Origin of the sequence: Mesorhizobium sp. 113-3-9 (assembly GCF_016756515.1) — a bacterium.
GTDB lineage: Bacteria > Pseudomonadota > Alphaproteobacteria > Rhizobiales > Rhizobiaceae > Mesorhizobium.
This window is the reverse complement of sequence record NZ_AP023246.1, coordinates 4,025,531-4,043,076: the sequence shown is the minus strand read 5'-3', so window position 1 is coordinate 4,043,076 and position 17,546 is coordinate 4,025,531. Positions and strand designations below refer to the sequence as shown.

Genomic DNA, 17,546 nt, shown 5'->3' with positions numbered 1-17,546 from the left:
ATCCATGCTGCAACGATAAACGCTCGAGGGCTCCCGGATGGCCAATCTGAACGATCACATGGGCAGGCCAATCGTCGCCGTCACCGGCATCGGCGTGGTCACCTCGCTTGGCGTCGGCAAGACCGACAATTGGGCGGCGTTGACCTCCGGCAAGTCGGGCATCCACCCGATCACCCGCTTTCCCATCGACCAACTGAACACCCGCATCTCCGGCATGGTCGATTTCCTGCCGTCGAGTTCGAAAGGTGCCAGCCCGCTCACCTATGAGCTGGCCGAGCTTGCGGGCCTCGAAGCGGTGACCGAATCCGGTCTTGATTCCAGCGACTTCGGCGGACCGCTTTTCCTTGCATCGCCGCCGGTCGAACTCGACTGGGCCGAGCGCTTCTCGCTCTACAATTCCGACAAGGACAAGGATGACACCGCCGCCGAAAGACTGCTTCGGGTGGCGCGCAGCTTGAAAGAGCTGGATATTTTCGAGACCACCCAGTTCGGTTCGATCGCCGACCGCCTTGCCGACCGCCTTGGCACGCGCGGTCTGCCGATCACCCTGTCGACGGCTTGCGCTTCAGGCGCCACCGCGATCCAGCTCGGTGTCGAGGCGATCCGGCGCGGCGAATGCGACCGTGCGCTATCGATCGGCGCGGACGGTTCCGCCACCGCCGAGGCACTGATCCGCTTCTCATTGCTTTCGGCGCTCTCCACGCACAACGACATTCCCGAAAAGGCATCGAAGCCTTTCTCCAAGGATCGCGACGGCTTCGTATTGGCCGAGGGATCCGGGGCACTGGTGTTGGAATCGCTTGAGGCGGCATTGGCTCGCGGCGCGACCATTCTTGGCGTCCTCAGCGGTTGCGGCGAGAAGGCCGACGACTTCCACCGCACCCGCTCGAAGCCGGACGCTTCGCCTGCCATCGCCGCGGTTCGCGCCGCCCTCGCCGATGCCGGCCTGAGTGAAGACGAGATCGACTATGTCAACGCCCACGGCACGTCGACTCCCGAGAACGACAAGATGGAACATCTGGCACTGTCGACCGTATTCGGCGAGCGCATAAGCTCCATGCCGGTTTCGTCCAACAAGTCGATGATCGGCCACACGCTGTCGGCGGCCGGAGCCGTCGAGGCGGCGTTCTCGCTGATGACGATGCGTGAAAGCGTCATCCCGCCGACCATCAACTACGACAATCCCGACCCGGCGATCGTCCTCGACGTGGTGCCGAACAAGAAGCGCAACGCCGAGGTTCGCAGTGTTTTGTCGAACTCCTTCGGCTTCGGCGGCCAGAACACTTGCCTTGTCATGGCGCGGGAACCGGTCTAAGCGAGCGCTTTCCGCCAATGCATGTCGCGCAAAAGTGACCTTGGTTCTGCGACAACGACATGCATAAAACCAAGACCTGAAGCGCGACGCGCTTTAGAACAGAACCGACAGGCTTATGCGCGCACTGCAACTTATCGAGGACCGCCGTCTCGAAACGGTGGACCTGCCGCCTCCCCCGCCGCCCGCACTGGGCGAAGTCACGCTGCGCATCAAGGCGGTGGCGCTGAACCACATCGACGTCTGGGGCTGGCGCGGCATGGCCTTCGCCAAGCGCAAGCTGCCGCTGGTCGTCGGTGCTGAAGCCTCCGGCGAGGTCGAGGCGGTCGGCCCCGGCGTTTCCAGCCTGCTGCCCGGACAATTGGTGTCGATCTATGGCGCGCGCACGTGCGGCCTTTGTCGCGCCTGCCGCGAAGGCCGCGACAATCTGTGCGAACATGTTTCCGGCGTTCACGGTTTCCATCTCGACGGCTTCGCGCAGGAAAAGATCAACCTGCCCGCACGCCTGCTGGTCCCCGCCCCACCCGGCGTGACCGACATTGGCGCCGCGGTGGCGCCTGTCACCTTCGGCACTGTCGAGCATATGCTGTTCGACAATGCCAGGCTTCAGCCGGGTGAAACCATCCTCGTCCATGCCGGCGGCTCCGGCATCGGCTCGGCCGCCATTCAGCTGGCCAAGCGGACGGGTTGCACCATCATCACCACGGTCGGCTCGAACGACAAGATCGACAAGGCCAAGGCGCTCGGCGCCGACCATGTCATCAACTATCGCGACGACCGCTTCGAAGGCGTCGTGCGCAAGTTGACGAAGAAGAAGGGTGTCGACGTCGTGTTCGAACATGTCGGCGCCGACACCTTTGCCGGCTCGATGCTGTGCCTGAAGCGCGGCGGCCGCCTGGTGACCTGCGGCTCGACCTCCGGCGTGTCGACGCAGATCAACCTGATGCAGCTGTTCCAGCAGCAACTGAAGCTGCTCGGATCCTTCGGCTGCCGCATGGAGAACATGGCCAACGCCATGCAGAAAATGGCGGCGGGACAGGTCGCACCGGTCATCGACACCGAGGTCGGATTCGACGATATCGACGCCGCGCTGAAGCGCATGGAAGGCCGCGACGTCTTCGGCAAGATCATTCTGCGCGTCGCCTAGGGCCTTGACCTCGGTGCTCAAGAAGTTTCGCCGCGACCTCAGATTTCGCTACGGCCGGCAGTTGCGCCAGGCGAACTACTGGCTGGTTGCGCGTGCGGCGATGATCATCCTTTCGGTGCTGCGCCTGCTGCCGGTCGACAGCGCATTGAATTTCGCCGACCGGGTCGCGCGCCTCATTGGTCCCCGGGTCGGGCGCCATCAGGTCGCCATCGACAATCTGCGCAAGGCCTATCCGGAAAAGAGCGAGGACGAAATCCAGGCCATCGCCTCCGACATGTGGGGCAACATGGCCCGCCTCGCCGCCGAATACATCTTCCTCGACGCCCTGTTCGACTATGACCCTGCCGCCAGCAAGCCCGGCCGCGTCGAGGTCAAGGGAACAGAACATTTCGTCGAGATCGCCGCGGAGAAGCAGCCGCACATCGTCTTCACCGGCCATCTCGGCAATTTCGAACTGCTGCCGGTGGCAGCGGCAACTTTCGGCATGAACATCACTGCGCTGTTTCGCCCACCCAACAACCCCTATCTTGCCGACTACATACTTTCGACCCGCCGCTCGACCATGGGATCGCTGCTGCCGTCGATGGCGGGAGCCTCGTTTGCCCTGGCGTCTGTGTTGGAAAACGGCGGCAATATCGGCGTCCTTGTCGACCAGAAATTCTCCAACGGTCTCGACACGACCTTCTTTGGCCGTCCCTGCCAGAGCAACCGTGTGCTCGGCACCCTTGCCCGCCACTATGACTGCGACGTCTATCCGGCGCGTTGCATCAGATTGCCAGGCAACCGTTTCCGGCTCGAGATCGAGGACAAGCTGGTCTTGCCGCGCACCGCTGACGGCAGCGTCGACGTCCACGCCACTACCCAGATGCTGAACGATGTGGTCGAGCGCTGGGTGCGCGAGGATCCCGGCCAGTGGATGTGGTTTCACAAAAGGTGGGAAATCAGCAACTGGCGGCGCAAGAAGCGGCCGAAGCCGGCTCCTGCCGCGAGCGCTTAGCCCAAGCTGCTGGCGAGAAAGCGACTTCTACGCCAGCCATTGATGCGACCGGCAAATCCGGGACGTTTCAGTTCGTCACGACAATGCGCGTGTTGCCGAAGCCCACTTCCCGCACCATCGAATAGAAGGCCGCGGCATTGGCCGTGTGCAGCCGCACGCAGCCATGCGAGGCCGGACGGCCGAGTTGCCTGACAGCGCCCGTCCCATGGATGGCATAGCCACCATGGAAGAATACCGAATAAGGCATCGGCGACATGTCGTATTTGCGCGAATACCACATCTTGGCGGTTCGCTGCGGCCGATATGTGCCGCGCGGGGTGAAATAACCCGAGCGGGCGGTCGACACGGCCCAGCGATAGACCTCCGACCCGTAGCGCACCGTCATCGTCTGCGACGACACGTCGATCTTCGCTTCCAACATCGCCGCGTAACTTGCCGACGGCGTACCCAACAGCGCGGTTGCCAACATCGCCGCTGCCACGAGAAAGAACTTCTTCATGCGATCAAACCCCTTTGATTGCCCCTTGCCTGCTTGCCATCACGTTGTTTTTCACCTTTTTAATGGCAGTGAACAGATAGCACACACTCCTTGATCAATTCCCCAATCCAAAGCAGCGAATTTGAACGATTTCCCGCGATAGTTGCCGCAACGACACGTCGCGCAGGCTTGATGTCCGGCGGGCTTGCAATGCAACACCGATCGCTGCTCAACTCTCCCGATGAACGAGAGACTCCTCAAGGCAATCGATGACAGGCGCGACGATGTCGTCGCGCTGACCGCCGACCTCATCCGTTTTCCGACCATCAACCCACCGGGCGAAGCCTACCGGCCATGCGCCGAATATCTTGGCGCGCGGCTGAGGAAGCGTGGTTTTGAAACCGAATTCATCCGTGCCGAAGGCGCGCCCGGCGACACCGATCGCTACCCACGCGTCAATGTCGTGGCCCGTTTCGACGGCCGATCGCCCGGTGCCTGCGTCCACTTCAACTCGCATATCGACGTGGTCGAGGCTGGCGACGGCTGGACCGTCGATCCGTTTGCCGGCATCGTCAAGGACGGCAAGGTCTATGGACGTGGCGCCTGCGACATGAAGGGCGGCCTGGCCGCGTCGATCATCGCGGTCGAGGCCTTTATGGACGTCTATCCCGATTTTCCAGGCGCCATCGAAATATCCGGCACGGTCGACGAGGAATCCGGCGGCTTCGGCGGTGTCGCCCATCTGGCCGGCCTCGGCTATTTCTCCAAGCCCAAGGTCGACCACGTCATCATCCCCGAGCCGTTGAACAAGGACCGCATCTGCCTTGGCCACCGCGGTGTCTGGTGGGCGGAGATCGAGACCAAGGGCGAGATCGCGCATGGCTCGATGCCGTTTCTCGGCGACAATGCGGTGCGCCATATGGGCGCCGTGCTCAAGGCTTTCGAGGATGAACTGTTCCCTGCGCTCGACCGCAAGGTTACGCGCATGCCGGTCGTGCCCGAAGGCGCCAGGCGCTCGACCATGAACATCAATTCCATCCATGGCGGCCAGACCGAGGATTTCCGGCCGGGTCTGCCCTCGCCCAACGTGCCTGATTCCTGCCGGCTGACCATCGACCGCCGCTTCCTGCTCGAGGAAGATCTGGCGACGGTCAAGGGCGAAGTGACCGGCATTCTCGAGCGGCTGAAGCGCGAGCGCAAGAAATTCGATTACGAGATCCGCGACCTGATGGAAGTACTGCCGTTGATGACCGAGCGCGACGCGCCGGTGGTCAAGGCCGTGGCGCAAGGCATTCATGCGATCTTCGACCGCGAACCCGACTACGTCATCTCGCCCGGCACGTACGACCAGAAGCACATTGCCCGCATCGGCCATATCTACGACTGCATCGCCTATGGACCGGGCATTCTCGATCTCGCCCACCGGCCGGACGAGTGGGTCGGCATAGAGGACATGGTGGAATCGGCCAAGGTGATGGCGATCGGGCTCAACGTGCTGCTGCGCGGCACAATCGGATGATCGGCCTGCGGCGCAAAGACATTTCTCCTGCCGCGGCGCGACAGCACGAAACGCAATTTACTCCCGCGCGAAATCACGCTTCTATCCCTAATGCATGTCGCCCAAAAGTGACCTCGGTTTTGAGAGAACGACATGCATAAAAACAAGGACCTAAAGCGCGTCGCATGGATCCGTTTCAACGCGACGCGCTTTAGGCTTGAGCATTTGAGCACATGGGGAGTTCAGCGATGAAACTGTGGAAGACCCTTCTGGCCGCTGCCGTGCTGGCGGTCGCAACCGCCACTTCGGCGTTTGCCGCCCGGACCGATCTTGTCATCGGCATTCCGCTTGAACCCCCGCATCTCGACCCGACGGCGGGAGCGGCCGCGGCTATCAGGGAGGTCACCTACGCCAACGTGTTCGAGGGCCTGACCCGGATCGGCCCCAATGGCGAGGTTCTGCCGGATCTCGCCGAAAGCTGGACCATTTCCGATGACGGCAAGGTCTACACCTTCAAGCTGCACACCGGCGTGAAATTCCACGACGGCGCCGATTTCAGCGCCGACGACGTGAAATTCTCGCTCGACCGTGCCCGCGCGGAAAACTCCATCAACGCACAAAAGCAGCTCTTTGCCGCCATCGACAAGGTCGACGTGGTCGACCCCGCCACCGTGAAGGTGACGCTCACCCACCCGCAAGGCTCGTTCCTCTACAATATGGGCTGGGGCGACGCGGTGATCGTGTCGTCGAAATCCGCCGACACCAACAAGGAAAAGCCCGTTGGCACCGGCCCCTTCAAATTCCAGAGCTGGGCCAAGGGCTCATCGATCACCCTGGTGAAATCGGATCATTACTGGGGCACTCCTGCTTTCCTCGAAAAGGTCGAATTCCGCATCGTTCCCGATGCCGCGGCCGCGGTGCCGGCTCTGCTTTCCGGCGACATACAGGCTTTCCCCTTCTTCGATCCCGACAGCGTCGCGCAGGTCAAGGATGATCCACGCTTCAAGGTTGTTGTCGGCGCGACCGAAGGCGAGACCATCCTATCCATCAACAACAAGAAGCCACCCTTCGACAAGCTGCAGGTCAGGCAGGCGATCTCCTACGCGCTCGATCGCAAGGCAATCATCGACGGCGCCTCGGCCGGGCTCGGCCTGCCAATCGGCTCGCATATGTCGCCGGCTAACAAATATTATGTCGACCTGACCGGCCGCTATCCGCACGACGTGGCCAAGGCCAAGGAACTCCTCAAGGAGGCGGGACTGGAGAACGGCTTCAAGGCCACGTTGAAGCTGCCGCCGACGACCTATGCGCGGCTCGGCGGCGAGATCATCGCCTCGCAGCTGCGCGATGTCGGCATCAACCTGGAAATTATCCCCGTCGAGTGGGCGCAGTGGCTGGACCAGGTGTTCACCAAGAAGGACTACGACCTGACCATCGTCTCCCATACCGAGCCGAACGACATCGATATCTACGCGCGCAAGGACTACTACTTCAATTACGACAACCCCGCCTTCAACAAGGTCATTGCCGATCTGGAACTGACCTCCGACGAAGCCAAGCGCAAGGAATTGTATGCGCAAGCGCAAAAGATCCTGGCCGACGACGCCGTGGTGGGCTTCCTCTACGAACTGCCCAAGGTCGGGGTCTGGGACGCCAAGCTGCAAGGGCTGTGGGAAAACGCGCCGATCCCCGCCAACGACCTGACCAAGGTGAAGTGGAGCGAGTGAGGCTCTTCTCGGTTTCGTCATCCTAGGGCGAAGCAGGCGCGCAGCGGCTGCGTAGACCCTAGGATCCATTCCGTGACTTACGAGCGCCCCCCCGGGGCGCAGAATCTGGGAGACGCAGCAGTGGAGACAGAAGGAGGCGCTGGTTTTGGACCGTCGCGCTCTTTGATCTCTGTCACGGCATGGATCCTGGGGTCTTCGCGACGTCGCTTCGCTCCTGCTTCGCCCCAGGATGACGACGCTACTGTCGTCCGGCGCCTCCCATGACTGCCTACCTCCTCAAGCGCCTGGCCATCTCCCTCGCCACGCTGGTGCTGGCCTCCATCGTGGTGTTCGCCGTGCTCGAAATCCTGCCGGGCGATCCGGCGCGGCTGATGCTGGGCATGAACGCGAGCGCCGACCAGGTGGAGCTTCTGCGCAACCAGATGGGTCTCAACGCGCCGCTGGCCTGGCGTTACCTTCACTGGGCCGGCGGCCTGCTCAGCCTCGATTTCGGCCGCTCCTACACCTATTCGGTGCCGGTCATCGACCTCGTGCGCGAACGCCTGGCCGTTTCCCTGCCTCTGGCGCTGATCGCGCTCGCACTCTCCACCCTCATCGCCATTCCGGTCGGCCTGTTTTCCGCCAGTCGGCGCGGCCGCGCCGGTGACACGATTTCCATGGGCGCGGCACAGCTTGGCGTCGCCGTGCCCAATTTCTGGTTCGCGCTGATGCTGATCTATGTCTTCGCCGTCTGGTTGCGGCTGGTGCCGGCAGGCGGGTTTCCCGGCTGGGGAGCCGGCGCATGGCAAGCCTTGAAATCTCTGCTTCTGCCGGCGGTCGCCCTTGCGCTGCCGCAAGCAGCGATCCTGGCGCGTGTCACCCGCTCGGCCCTGATCGAGGTGCTGAACGAGGACTACATCCGCACCGCCCGCGCCAAGGGCCTGCCCTATCGCGCCGTGCTGTGGCGGCATGCGCTGCGAAACGCCATGATCCCGGTGCTGACCATCCTCGGCTTGCAATTCGCCTTCCTGCTTGCCGGCACCATCATCATCGAGAACGTCTTCTATTTGCCCGGCCTTGGCCGGCTGGTGTTCCAGGCGATCACGCAGCGCGATTTGATCGTCGTCGAAAGCGTCGTCATGCTGCTGGTCGCTGCGGTCATTGCCGTCAATCTCGTTGTCGACCTTTCCTATGCGGTCGTCGATCCGCGCCTGAGAGGCCTGCAATGACCTTGCGCCTCGATATCCCCGAGGAGACATTCAGCTCCATTCTGGCCAAGGCGTTCCGAAACACGGCTTTCGTCACCGGCTTCGTCATCACCTTGCTGATCCTGGCGATGGCTGTCATCTCTTATGTCTGGACGCCTTACGATGTGACGAAGCTGGTCATAGCGGACAAGACGCAAGGTCCCTCGCCGGCCCATTGGTTCGGCACCGACCATTTCGGCCGCGATATCCTGCCGATGATCATGGTTGGTGCCCGCAATTCCATCGCCGTGGCGCTGGTCGCGGTCGGCATCGGCATGGGTATCGGCGTGCCGCTCGGTGCCTTTGCCGCGGCACGCGGCGGCTTGGTCGACGAGGCGCTGATGCGCGTCAACGACCTGGTCTTCGCCTTCCCCGCGCTGCTGTCGGCCATCATGATCACCGCCATCTTCGGGCCGGGCGCGGTCAACGCCATCATCGCCATCGGCATCTTCAACATCCCGGTCTTTGCCCGCGTCGCCCGAGCCGGCGCGCTGGCGATCTGGCCGCGCGAATTCATTCTTGCCGCGCGCGCAGCGGGCAAGAGCAGCACGCAGATCACCGTCGAACATGTGCTGCCCAACATCGCCACGCTGCTGCTGGTCCAGGGCACCATTCAGTTCGCGCTAGGTATCCTGGCCGAGGCCGGGCTTTCCTATCTCGGCCTCGGCGCGCAGCCGCCAATGCCGAGTTGGGGCCGCATGCTGTTCGACGCCCAGACCCGCATGGTGGTGGCCCCCTGGATGGCGATCTTCCCCGGCATGGCGATCGTCATCACCGTGCTTGGGCTCAATCTTCTTGGCGACGGCATCGCCGATATTCTCGACCCGAAATCGCGGCGGCAGCGATGAGCCTGCTGGAGATCGAGAACCTGTCGTTGTCCATCGGCGACACGCAGATCCTGAAAGACATGGAGCTTTCCGTCGCGCCCGGCGAGGTCATGGGGCTGGTTGGCGAATCCGGCTCCGGCAAATCGATGACCGCGCTGACGATGATGCGGCTTCTTCCCCATGCAGCGCGCGCCACCGGGCGCGTCTCGTTCGACGGCATCGATATCCTGGCGGCAAGCGAGGACCAGATGTGCGCGCTGCGCGGCGACGACATCGGCATGGTTTTCCAGGAGCCGATGACGGCGCTGAACCCGGTCAAGACCATCGGCGAACAGGTAGCCGAGGGCATACGCTGGCACACCAAGGCGACGCGCGCGCAAGCCGAGGAGCGGGCGCGAAAAATGCTCGACCGGGTCGGCCTGCCCTCGGCAAAATTCCCGATGTCGCGCTATCCGCATGAACTGTCGGGCGGCCAGCGCCAGCGCGTCGTCATCGCCATCGCTTGCGCCTTGACACCGAAACTGCTGATCGCCGACGAGCCGACGACGGCGCTCGACGTCGTGCTGCAGGCGCAGATCCTGGACCTTCTGCGTGACCTCGTCGCGGAGAGCCGCATGGGCCTGCTGCTGATCTCGCATGACCTCGCCGTGGTGACCGAGATGGCCGACCGCATCACCATCCTGCGCCGCGGCGAGGTGATGGAGGCCGGAGACACCGCGCGCACGCTGTCCGAACAACTTCACCCCTATACGCGCCAGCTGGCGCAAGCCTCGATGCATGTGCCGGCACGCGCCAGACGACATGACGCCAGCCAGGGCAAGCCCCTGCTCCAGGTCGAAGGTGTAACCCGTGACTATCGTGGTCGCCGCGCCTCGCTGTTCCGCCGCGCGCCTGATATCCGCGCCGTCGACGACGTCTCGCTGTCGATGACGCCGGGCCAGTCGGTGGCGTTGGTGGGCCGCTCCGGCTGTGGCAAGTCGACGCTCGCGCGCATGATCCTGGCGCTGGACCGGCCGAGTTCAGGCATGATCCGGTTTCGCGGCGAAGCGATCACCGGCAAGAGCGAAGCCGAACTGAAGCCGGCCCGGCGTGACATGCAGGTTGTCTTCCAGGATCCTTACGGTTCCTTCGACCCGCGCCAGAAGGTCGAAAAACTGGTCTCGGAACCCTTGCATGTGCTGGAGAAAAAACCAACGCGCGCCGAGCGCCGCGAGATGGTGGCGCATGCGCTGCACGAGGTCGGCCTCGACCAGCGCGACATGGAGAAGTACCCGCACGAGTTCTCCGGCGGCCAGCGCCAGCGTCTGTCGATTGCCCGCGCCATCATCACCCGCCCCAAGCTGGTCGTCGCCGACGAGCCGGTCTCGGCGCTCGACGTCTCGATCCGCGCCCAGATCCTCGATCTGTTCGCCGAGCTCAACCAGAAGCTCGGCATCGCCTACCTCTTCATCACCCATGACCTGACCGTCGCCCGCGCCATCACCGACGAGGTTCTGGTGATGCATGAAGGCAGGATCGTCGAGCGTGGCAAGACGAACGAGGTGCTGGACCATCCCCAATCAGAAGCCGCACGGGCGCTGGTCACCGCCGCGCCAGACCTGCACCGAGCGATCGCCCGGAAGATGCAAGAGCAAGGGTGAGCGGGATGACAGCCCCTATTCTTCCGGCTTCACCACATCGACCGGGCTGATGTCGAGCAGGTCGAGCGTGCGGCGCAAGAGGCGCACCTCGCTCTCGGCCAGCTGCGAATCCGCCTTGGCGATTTCCGCCATGTGCCGAGCCAATTGCTTGCGCCGTTCGACGTCGAGATCGCGAAACAGCGCGATCGCCTGCGAGCCGTTGGTCTCGTAGCCGAACTCGTTGAGATATTCGATGACGGCGTCGATGCTGGTTTCCTGGATGCCGAAGGCATCCTTGCAGATGCGCCGGAAGGCAACCATCTCGCTCTCGCTCACCGTCCCGTCGGCCAGGATCATGCGGAAAAGCATCAGAAGTTCGGCCGACAGCACCGGATCGTCCGCGACCTTGCGCACGCCGGGGTCGCCGTCGAAGATCGAGCGTATCTGGTCCAGCAATGCGAATGCCATGGGCGGCCCCTTTCCGATTCCTCTTCAATAGAGTTAGCGCGGAATCGGCCTTGCGCAAACGGGGCTGTCGTGGTCGAACGCCCCGCTATCTCCAGTCTACCGGACATCTCCACATATCAGATGATCGACCTCACCACCCAGACTGTCGCCATGCTCGCCCTGGCCGCCTTTGCGGCGGGCTTTGTGGACTCGATTGCCGGTGGCGGCGGACTGATAACCATCCCCGCACTGCTGCTTGCCGGGTTCTCGCCGGTCGAAGCGCTTGGGACCAACAAGCTGCAAGGCATGTTCGGCTCCGGATCGGCGACGATCCACTATGCCTCCAAGGGTCATGTCGACCTGCGCCGACAATTGCCGTCGGCCCTGCTGGCGGCCGCTGGAGGTGTCGTTGGCGCCTTGCTGGCCACCATCGTTCCGGGCGACCTGTTGCGCGCCCTGTTGCCGCTGGTGCTGATCGCCATCGCACTCTATTTCGCGCTCAAGCCCAACATGAACGATGTCGACCGGGCCGAGCGCCTGTCGCCCTTCCTGTTCGGACTGACCCTGGTACCGGCAATCGGCTTCTATGACGGCCTGTTCGGCCCCGGCGCCGGTTCCTTCTACATGCTGGCCTTCGTCGCCCTTGCCGGCTACGGCGTGCTCAAGGCGACGGCACATACCAAGCTGCTCAACTTCGCTTCCAATATCGGCGGCTTCATCGTCTTCGCCGCTGTCGGCGTCATCTCCTGGAAGATCGGGCTGATGATGGGCGTTGCCCAGTTCCTCGGTGCCCGCGTCGGTGCGAGCCTCGCCATGCGCATCGGCGCCAGACTGATCAAGCCGCTGCTGGTGATCGTCTGCCTGGCGCTGGCGGTGAAACTGCTGGCCGACCCGGCCAACCCGCTGCGTGTCCTGATTGGTGTGTGATCACGCGCCTGTTACTATGCCGGTGTTCGAATCATGTTGGAGGAGCCCGGACATGAATCTCAGCGCGCCTACCCAGATTGTTTTCATCATTTCTCTTGTCATTGCCATCATCGGCATTCTCGCCGCCCTTGGCGTTCTCGCCTTTATCCCGCTCGCATCGGTGTGGATCGTTCTGATTGCCTACATAGTGCTCGCCGCCGGCTGCCTGATGCGCGGCGCCTGACAAGTTCCCTTGAAGTGGGGACGCAGAGCGCCCGGCCAAAAGCCGGGCGCTTTTGATTCTGACCTTCGGTCTGCTAGATTTCCCGAGCAGAAGGATGGCCGATGCCAATGGAGATGCAGCGCCGGAAGGAACAGGACCGCTCCATAGGGCGCTTCGAGATGCGCCGGCGCCTTCCCGATCCTGTGCTTGATGGCATCGTGTCAGACATTTGCGGCTATCGCGAAACGGCGCCCGGCCATGTCCGTAATGTCGAATACGCTTCGCTCACAGTGCCTTTGGTGATCAGCTTCGCCGAACCCTTCGCCATCGGCCTCGGCAAGGCGCCCGGCGACAATGACCGCTTCGCCAGTTTCGCCGCCGGCCTCTTTGCCGGACCGGTGATGATCGAATCCTTCGGTGCCGCCTGCTGCGTGCAGGTCAACTTCACGCCGCTTGGCGCACGCCGTTTCTTCCGCCTGCCGATGAGCGAATTGACCGACAGCATGGTCGTCCTCGACGACGTGCTGGGCGCCGAGGGCATGGCGCTGCGCGAACAATTGGGCAACGCGTCGGACTGGACGGCGCGTTTCGACCTTGCCGAAGCCTTTGTCGCCGCCCGTCTTGCAAACGCCGTCGAAACGCCGCTGGAAATAGCCTGGGCCTATGACCGCATCATCACCTCAGATGGCCGCACCCGCATTGCATCGATCGCCGAAAGGCTGGGCTGGAGCCGCAAGCATCTCGCCGAAAAATTCATGGACGCGACCGGCATCGGCCCCAAGACACTGTCGCGCATCGTCCGCTTCAACCGGGCGCTCGGCCTGTCGCGGGAGCCGACGGCCGATTGGGCCGATATTGCCGCCGATTGCGGCTATGCCGACCAGGCGCATCTGGTGCGCGAATTCCGAGTGCTCGCCGGCGAGACGCCGACGGCGCTTATCGGCAGGTAACATTTCTTCAAGACGCTGGAACGGCCTTCGAACAGAGTGGGTTATCGACCAACCCACTGAAGGAGATCGACATGGCCACCAGCAACGAAGCCCCGCGCCTGTACCCTGCCCTGCGCTACAAGAACGCGGCGAAAATGATCGATTGGCTCTGCGAAGCCTTCGGCTTCAGCGTTCGTGCCCGCTACGGCGAAGGCGATGTCGTGCACCATGCCGAACTGGTTTTCGGCGCCTCGATGATCATGCTGGGCAGCGCGCGCGACGACGACTATGGCAAGATGGTCGGCGAGCCCGGCACAGGCGGCGGCAAATCGATCTATATCGCCGTCGACGATGCCGACGCCGCCTATGCGAGGGCGAAGAAGGCCGGCGCAACGATCATCCAGGAAATGGTCGATCGCGACTATGGCAGCCGCGAATTCATCTGCCGCGATCCGGAAGGCGGCGTCTGGTCGTTCGGCACTTACTGGCCGAAGGCGGGGGAGAAGGGCTGAGTCCTCCGCGGACGCTCAAGGTTGGCGAAAGCACACCAACTTCGTCATCCACGGGCGAAGCAGGAGCGAAGCTCCGTCGCGGAGACCCGAGGATCCATTCCGTGACCTCTATCGAAGGACGCAGCGGAGCAGAATTCTGCACCGTTGCAACACCTTGATGTCCCGGCATGGATCCTATGGTCTGCGCCGCGTCGCTTCGCTCCTTGCTTCGCCATAGGATGACGATGCGAAGGGCGTCTTCGCCAACAACAGAAGCATGTGGTTCGCCAACCGACCCCTACCGAGCCAGGCCGAAAATCGCGTTACAGTCGAGATGGGTCTCCAATTCGGCCGCGACCTCGTCCAGCGCCCGTTCGACTTCGGCGCGGTAGTCGATGCCACCGCCCCTGATGCCGAGGCTTTCCAGGAATTTCCCGCGAAAGGCGTCGGCGCCGAACAGGCCATGCATATAGGTGCCGATCACCTTGCCATCGGCCGAGATCGCGCCATCGTCGACGCCATTGATGACAGCCGACGGCCGCAGCGTATCCGGGCCGGTGGTACGCCCGAGATGGATTTCGTAGCCATCGAGCGGCAGGTCGAACTGGACCGAGCGGGCGCTGACATTGCGCACCGTCTTCTCCGGCTCCATCACCGTTTCAATGTCGAGCAGGCCAAGCCCCTCGGCCTCGGTGACGCTGCCTTCGATTCCGTCGGGATCGCGCACCATACGCCCAAGCATCTGGAAGCCGCCGCAAATGCCGACAACATGGCCGCCGCGCTTGCGGTGCGCGGCAAGATCCCGGTCCCAGCCGTTCTCGCGAAACTTCAGGAGATCGCCGATCGTCGACTTGGAGCCGGGAATGACCACCAGCCCGGCGTCCTCCGGCAACGGCTTCCCCGGCGGCACGAACACCACTTCGACCTGCGGTTCGGCCTTGAGCGGATCGAGGTCGTCGAAATTGGCGATGCGGCCAAGCATCGGCACCGCCACTTTCAACGCACGCCCCTCGCCGGACGCCAGCCGTTCCAGCACCACCGAATCCTCCGAAGGCAGCCGCGCCGCCGCCTTCAGCCACGGCACGACGCCAAAGCAGCGCCAGCCGGTGAAACTGTCGATTGCCTTGATGCCGTCATCGAACAGCGAGACGTCGCCACGGAACTTGTTGATGAGGTAGCCGACGATCATGCGCCGGTCCTCTTCCGGCAGGATAAGATGCGTGCCGGCGACCGAGGCGATGACACCGCCACGATCGATATCGCCGACCAGCACCACAGGCACATCGGCACGCGTGGCAAAGCCCATATTGGCGATGTCGCGGCTTCTGAGGTTGATCTCGGCCGGCGAGCCGGCTCCCTCGACGATGATGAGATCAGCGCCCTCGCCAACCTTGGCCCAGGAGTCCAGCACCGCATCCATCAGCCGGCCCTTCAGCGCCTGGTAGTCGCGCGCCCGCGCCTCGCCGAACACCTTGCCTTGCACGATGACCTGCGCGCCGACATCGGTCTGCGGCTTGAGCAGCACCGGGTTCATGTGGACCGACGGCGCGACGCCGCAAGCGATTGCCTGCAGCCATTGCGCGCGGCCGATCTCGCCGCCGCCATGGCTGTTGTCGCCGGGAATATCGGCAACGGCGGCATTGTTCGACATGTTTTGCGGCTTGAACGGCCGCACCTTCAGGCCACGCTTTTTCGCGGCGCGGCACAGGCCGGCGACCAGCACCGTCTTGCCGACATCCGAACCCGTCCCTTGCAGCATGATCGCTTTAGCCATCAGCTTCGGCCCTGCGCCGCGGTTCCGGTGATCGTGGATTTCTGCGCCAGCGGTCCGCCGCGCCAGATGTAGAGCGCCAGAAGCGGCTCGTTGCCGGTTCGCATGGCATGGTTGACATTGGAAGCGTGATGGACGACCTCGCCGGCTTCGCGCTTGCGAAAACCGCCCTCGCCCATGCGCCATTCCGTGCCGCCGGTCAGCGGGATATAGATCTCCTCGGCGACGTGATGATGGTCTGGGTAGACGATTTCGGGTCCAAGGATCAGCAGGCCGGCCGCCACCTCATCATTGGCGAAATGACCGCGCGTGCCGAACAATTCCAGCCAGCCATAATTGTCGATGAAGGTCTTGCCGAAATCGGCCCCGGTGTAGGTCTGCCCCCAATGCAATTCGTTGCGTCGCTGCGCCAGCAATTGGACCAGCGGTTGCGCAGACATCGGTGCGAGGTCAGCCGCGCGGTCGAGATGGCGCAGGCAACCGAGCGCATGCGACTCCAGCGCGCGCGCCGGCATATCCCAGCCGATGCGCACGACGGCGTCACGCACCAGCGCGTCATCCACGGAAGCGAGATAGGCGTGGAACCGTCCCAGCAGCTCATCGAATTTTGTCGTCACATCTTGCTCCGGACATGCATTGGCGCACAGCCGCTCCGCAGGGGATCGGGTTGCGCGGCGGCATCATTGGTCTAGATTGGTGCGCGCGCAAAGCCAAAAACGACAGGCCAGCGGGCTAGCTGGCCAGCACATAGGGAGCACGCCATGGACGCCGCGGTCGATGCGAGCACCAGCCAGTTCGAACTCAACGAGGAACAGCGTGCCATCCAGGAGATGGCGCAGGCCTTCGCCGCCGATCGCGTCGCGCCGAATGCGCTCGACTGGGACCGCAGGAAATACTTCCCCGCCGACGTGATCCGCGAGACCGGGCCGCTCGGCCTCGGCGGCATCTATGTCAGGGACGATGTCGGCGGTTCGGCCCTCGGCCGCCTCGACGCCGTGCTGATCTTCGAGGCTCTGTCGCATGCCGACCCAGGCTTTTCGTCCTTCATCTCGATCCACAACATGGTGGCCTGGATGATCGACCGGTTCGGTAATGACGAGCAGCGCCAGCGCTTCCTGCCGAAGCTGACCTCGATGGAATGGCTGGCGAGCTACTGCCTGACCGAGCCGGGCTCCGGCTCGGATGCCGCGGCGTTGAAGACGCGCGCGGTCAAGAGTGGCGGCGACTATGTCCTCAACGGCGCTAAGCAGTTCATCTCGGGCGCCGGCGACAGCGATGTCTATGCCGTGATGGTGCGCACCGGCGCCGACGGGCCGAAAGGCATTTCCACGATCATCGTACCGAAAGATGCGCCCGGGCTCTCCTTCGGCGCGAATGAACACAAGATGGGCTGGCATATGCAGTCGACCCGCCAGGTCATCTTCGAGGACTGCAAGGTGCCGGCGGAGAACCTGTTGTCGGGCGAAGGCGCAGGCTTCGGCATCGCCATGGCCGGGCTCGATGGCGGCAGGCTGAACATCGCCGCCTGTTCGCTGGGCGGCGCGCAGTCGGCGCTCGACAAGGCGCTGTCCTATACCGCCGAGCGCAAGGCCTTCGGCTCGAAAATCAACCAGTTCCAGGCCCTGCAATTCAGGCTGGCCGACATGGAGACCGAGTTGCAGGCGTCGCGCATCTTCCTCTATGCCGCCGCCTCCAAGCTCGACCGCAAGACGCCCGATGCCGGCAAATGGTCCGCCATGGCCAAGCGCTTCGTCACCGACACCGGCTTCAACGTCGCCAACAATGCGCTGCAGCTGCTCGGCGGCTACGGCTATCTGCACGACTACGGCATCGAGAAGCTGGTGCGCGACCTGCGTGTTCACCAGATCCTCGAAGGCACCAACGAGATCATGCGCGTGATCATCGCGCGGGCGCTGATCGGCCGCTGAAGCCAGCAAACTCCGGGAGA

The 17,546-nt window shown here is 63.3% G+C and carries 17 protein-coding genes; 13 read left to right on the top strand and 4 right to left on the bottom strand.

What is annotated here, in order from left to right:
* The first annotated feature begins 37 nt into the window (after window positions 1–37).
* From MesoLj_RS19560 to MesoLj_RS19550, 3 genes are all read left to right on the top strand, one after another.
* Complete coding sequence (locus MesoLj_RS19560; protein ID WP_140773050.1) at window positions 38–1,315, top strand: beta-ketoacyl-ACP synthase; 1,278 nt, start codon at window positions 38–40, stop codon at window positions 1,313–1,315.
* A 115-nt stretch (window positions 1,316–1,430) separates the two neighbouring features.
* Window positions 1,431–2,459, top strand: coding sequence for a zinc-binding dehydrogenase (locus MesoLj_RS19555; protein WP_202321866.1), 1,029 nt, complete (start codon window positions 1,431–1,433; stop codon window positions 2,457–2,459).
* A gap of 13 nt (window positions 2,460–2,472) precedes the next feature.
* The gene (locus MesoLj_RS19550) at window positions 2,473–3,456 is read left to right on the top strand and encodes a lipid A biosynthesis lauroyl acyltransferase (protein WP_181179889.1); all 984 of its coding nucleotides are present in this window, start codon (window positions 2,473–2,475) and stop codon (window positions 3,454–3,456) included.
* Window positions 3,457–3,523: 67 nt separating this feature from the next.
* Here the strand turns inward: MesoLj_RS19550 and MesoLj_RS19545 are convergent, their stop codons facing one another.
* A complete protein-coding gene (locus MesoLj_RS19545; protein WP_140773044.1) occupies window positions 3,524–3,955 on the bottom strand; it encodes a L,D-transpeptidase in 432 nt (143 codons plus the stop codon).
* A gap of 220 nt (window positions 3,956–4,175) precedes the next feature.
* Between MesoLj_RS19545 and MesoLj_RS19540 the strand changes: the two genes are divergently transcribed.
* The 5 genes from MesoLj_RS19540 to MesoLj_RS19520 all read left to right on the top strand — a co-directional run bounded on the left by MesoLj_RS19540 (window position 4,176) and on the right by MesoLj_RS19520 (window position 10,852).
* Window positions 4,176–5,453, top strand: a complete 1,278-nt coding sequence (locus MesoLj_RS19540; protein ID WP_202321865.1) for an acetylornithine deacetylase/succinyl-diaminopimelate desuccinylase family protein — start codon at window positions 4,176–4,178, stop codon at window positions 5,451–5,453.
* A 227-nt stretch (window positions 5,454–5,680) separates the two neighbouring features.
* Complete coding sequence (locus MesoLj_RS19535) at window positions 5,681–7,159, top strand: ABC transporter substrate-binding protein (RefSeq protein WP_202321864.1); 1,479 nt, start codon at window positions 5,681–5,683, stop codon at window positions 7,157–7,159.
* Window positions 7,160–7,419: 260 nt separating this feature from the next.
* Entirely contained in the window at window positions 7,420–8,367 is a 948-nt protein-coding gene (locus MesoLj_RS19530) for an ABC transporter permease (RefSeq protein WP_140773038.1), read from the top strand.
* The gene (locus tag MesoLj_RS19525; protein ID WP_202321863.1) at window positions 8,364–9,233 is read left to right on the top strand and encodes an ABC transporter permease; all 870 of its coding nucleotides are present in this window, start codon (window positions 8,364–8,366) and stop codon (window positions 9,231–9,233) included. Before MesoLj_RS19530 ends, MesoLj_RS19525 begins: the two co-directional genes overlap by 4 nt.
* Window positions 9,230–10,852, top strand: a complete 1,623-nt coding sequence (locus MesoLj_RS19520) for an ABC transporter ATP-binding protein (RefSeq protein WP_202321862.1) — start codon at window positions 9,230–9,232, stop codon at window positions 10,850–10,852. The genes MesoLj_RS19525 and MesoLj_RS19520 overlap by 4 nt, the downstream gene beginning before the upstream one ends.
* Window positions 10,853–10,867: 15 nt before the next feature.
* Here the strand turns inward: MesoLj_RS19520 and MesoLj_RS19515 are convergent, their stop codons facing one another.
* Window positions 10,868–11,299 (bottom strand): TerB family tellurite resistance protein, encoded by a 432-nt coding sequence (locus tag MesoLj_RS19515; protein WP_202321861.1) that lies wholly within the window; start codon window positions 11,297–11,299, stop codon window positions 10,868–10,870.
* A 120-nt stretch (window positions 11,300–11,419) separates the two neighbouring features.
* Here MesoLj_RS19515 and MesoLj_RS19510 point away from each other — a divergent pair, with 120 nt between their 5' ends.
* The 4 genes from MesoLj_RS19510 (at window position 11,420) to MesoLj_RS19495 (ending at window position 13,848) form a co-directional block, all read left to right on the top strand.
* Window positions 11,420–12,205 carry a TSUP family transporter gene (locus tag MesoLj_RS19510; protein ID WP_202327356.1) on the top strand — a complete coding sequence of 262 codons (786 nt, stop codon included), beginning with the start codon at window positions 11,420–11,422 and terminating at the stop codon, window positions 12,203–12,205.
* A gap of 52 nt (window positions 12,206–12,257) precedes the next feature.
* Window positions 12,258–12,428 carry a hypothetical protein gene (locus tag MesoLj_RS19505; RefSeq protein ID WP_080511798.1) on the top strand — a complete coding sequence of 57 codons (171 nt, stop codon included), beginning with the start codon at window positions 12,258–12,260 and terminating at the stop codon, window positions 12,426–12,428.
* A 101-nt stretch (window positions 12,429–12,529) separates the two neighbouring features.
* The gene (locus tag MesoLj_RS19500) at window positions 12,530–13,357 is read left to right on the top strand and encodes a helix-turn-helix domain-containing protein (protein ID WP_202321860.1); all 828 of its coding nucleotides are present in this window, start codon (window positions 12,530–12,532) and stop codon (window positions 13,355–13,357) included.
* A gap of 71 nt (window positions 13,358–13,428) precedes the next feature.
* Window positions 13,429–13,848, top strand: a complete 420-nt coding sequence (locus MesoLj_RS19495) for a VOC family protein (RefSeq protein WP_202321859.1) — start codon at window positions 13,429–13,431, stop codon at window positions 13,846–13,848.
* Between the two features lie 277 nt (window positions 13,849–14,125).
* Here MesoLj_RS19495 and MesoLj_RS19490 read toward each other — a convergent pair whose 3' ends face one another.
* Both MesoLj_RS19490 and MesoLj_RS19485 read right to left on the bottom strand, forming a co-directional pair.
* On the bottom strand, window positions 14,126–15,601 hold the full coding sequence (locus MesoLj_RS19490; protein ID WP_202321858.1) for a cobyric acid synthase: 1,476 nt from the start codon (window positions 15,599–15,601) through the stop codon (window positions 14,126–14,128).
* Window positions 15,601–16,215 carry a dimethylsulfonioproprionate lyase family protein gene (locus tag MesoLj_RS19485; protein ID WP_202321857.1) on the bottom strand — a complete coding sequence of 205 codons (615 nt, stop codon included), beginning with the start codon at window positions 16,213–16,215 and terminating at the stop codon, window positions 15,601–15,603. The genes MesoLj_RS19490 and MesoLj_RS19485 overlap by 1 nt, the downstream gene beginning before the upstream one ends.
* A gap of 144 nt (window positions 16,216–16,359) precedes the next feature.
* Between MesoLj_RS19485 and MesoLj_RS19480 the strand changes: the two genes are divergently transcribed.
* On the top strand, window positions 16,360–17,526 hold the full coding sequence (locus MesoLj_RS19480; protein ID WP_140773024.1) for an isobutyryl-CoA dehydrogenase: 1,167 nt from the start codon (window positions 16,360–16,362) through the stop codon (window positions 17,524–17,526).
* Window positions 17,527–17,546: the final 20 nt, after the last annotated feature.

Excerpts from the sequence above, each read along its gene's own strand:
- MesoLj_RS19535 (WP_202321864.1), top strand. The coding sequence starts at position 5,681 with ATGAAACTGTGGAAGACCCTTCTGGCCGCTGCCGTGCTGGCGGTCGCA.
- MesoLj_RS19500 (WP_202321860.1), top strand. The coding sequence starts at position 12,530 with ATGCCAATGGAGATGCAGCGCCGGAAGGAACAGGACCGCTCCATAGGG.
- MesoLj_RS19525 (WP_202321863.1), top strand. The coding sequence starts at position 8,364 with ATGACCTTGCGCCTCGATATCCCCGAGGAGACATTCAGCTCCATTCTG.
- MesoLj_RS19495 (WP_202321859.1), top strand. The coding sequence starts at position 13,429 with ATGGCCACCAGCAACGAAGCCCCGCGCCTGTACCCTGCCCTGCGCTAC.
- MesoLj_RS19490 (WP_202321858.1), bottom strand. The coding sequence starts at position 15,601 with ATGGCTAAAGCGATCATGCTGCAAGGGACGGGTTCGGATGTCGGCAAG.
- MesoLj_RS19545 (WP_140773044.1), bottom strand. The coding sequence starts at position 3,955 with ATGAAGAAGTTCTTTCTCGTGGCAGCGGCGATGTTGGCAACCGCGCTG.
- MesoLj_RS19510 (WP_202327356.1), top strand. The coding sequence starts at position 11,420 with ATGATCGACCTCACCACCCAGACTGTCGCCATGCTCGCCCTGGCCGCC.
- MesoLj_RS19530 (WP_140773038.1), top strand. The coding sequence starts at position 7,420 with ATGACTGCCTACCTCCTCAAGCGCCTGGCCATCTCCCTCGCCACGCTG.
- MesoLj_RS19555 (WP_202321866.1), top strand. The coding sequence starts at position 1,431 with ATGCGCGCACTGCAACTTATCGAGGACCGCCGTCTCGAAACGGTGGAC.
- MesoLj_RS19520 (WP_202321862.1), top strand. The coding sequence starts at position 9,230 with ATGAGCCTGCTGGAGATCGAGAACCTGTCGTTGTCCATCGGCGACACG.
- MesoLj_RS19515 (WP_202321861.1), bottom strand. The coding sequence starts at position 11,299 with ATGGCATTCGCATTGCTGGACCAGATACGCTCGATCTTCGACGGCGAC.
- MesoLj_RS19505 (WP_080511798.1), top strand. The coding sequence starts at position 12,258 with ATGAATCTCAGCGCGCCTACCCAGATTGTTTTCATCATTTCTCTTGTC.
- MesoLj_RS19560 (WP_140773050.1), top strand. The coding sequence starts at position 38 with ATGGCCAATCTGAACGATCACATGGGCAGGCCAATCGTCGCCGTCACC.
- MesoLj_RS19540 (WP_202321865.1), top strand. The coding sequence starts at position 4,176 with ATGAACGAGAGACTCCTCAAGGCAATCGATGACAGGCGCGACGATGTC.
- MesoLj_RS19480 (WP_140773024.1), top strand. The coding sequence starts at position 16,360 with ATGGACGCCGCGGTCGATGCGAGCACCAGCCAGTTCGAACTCAACGAG.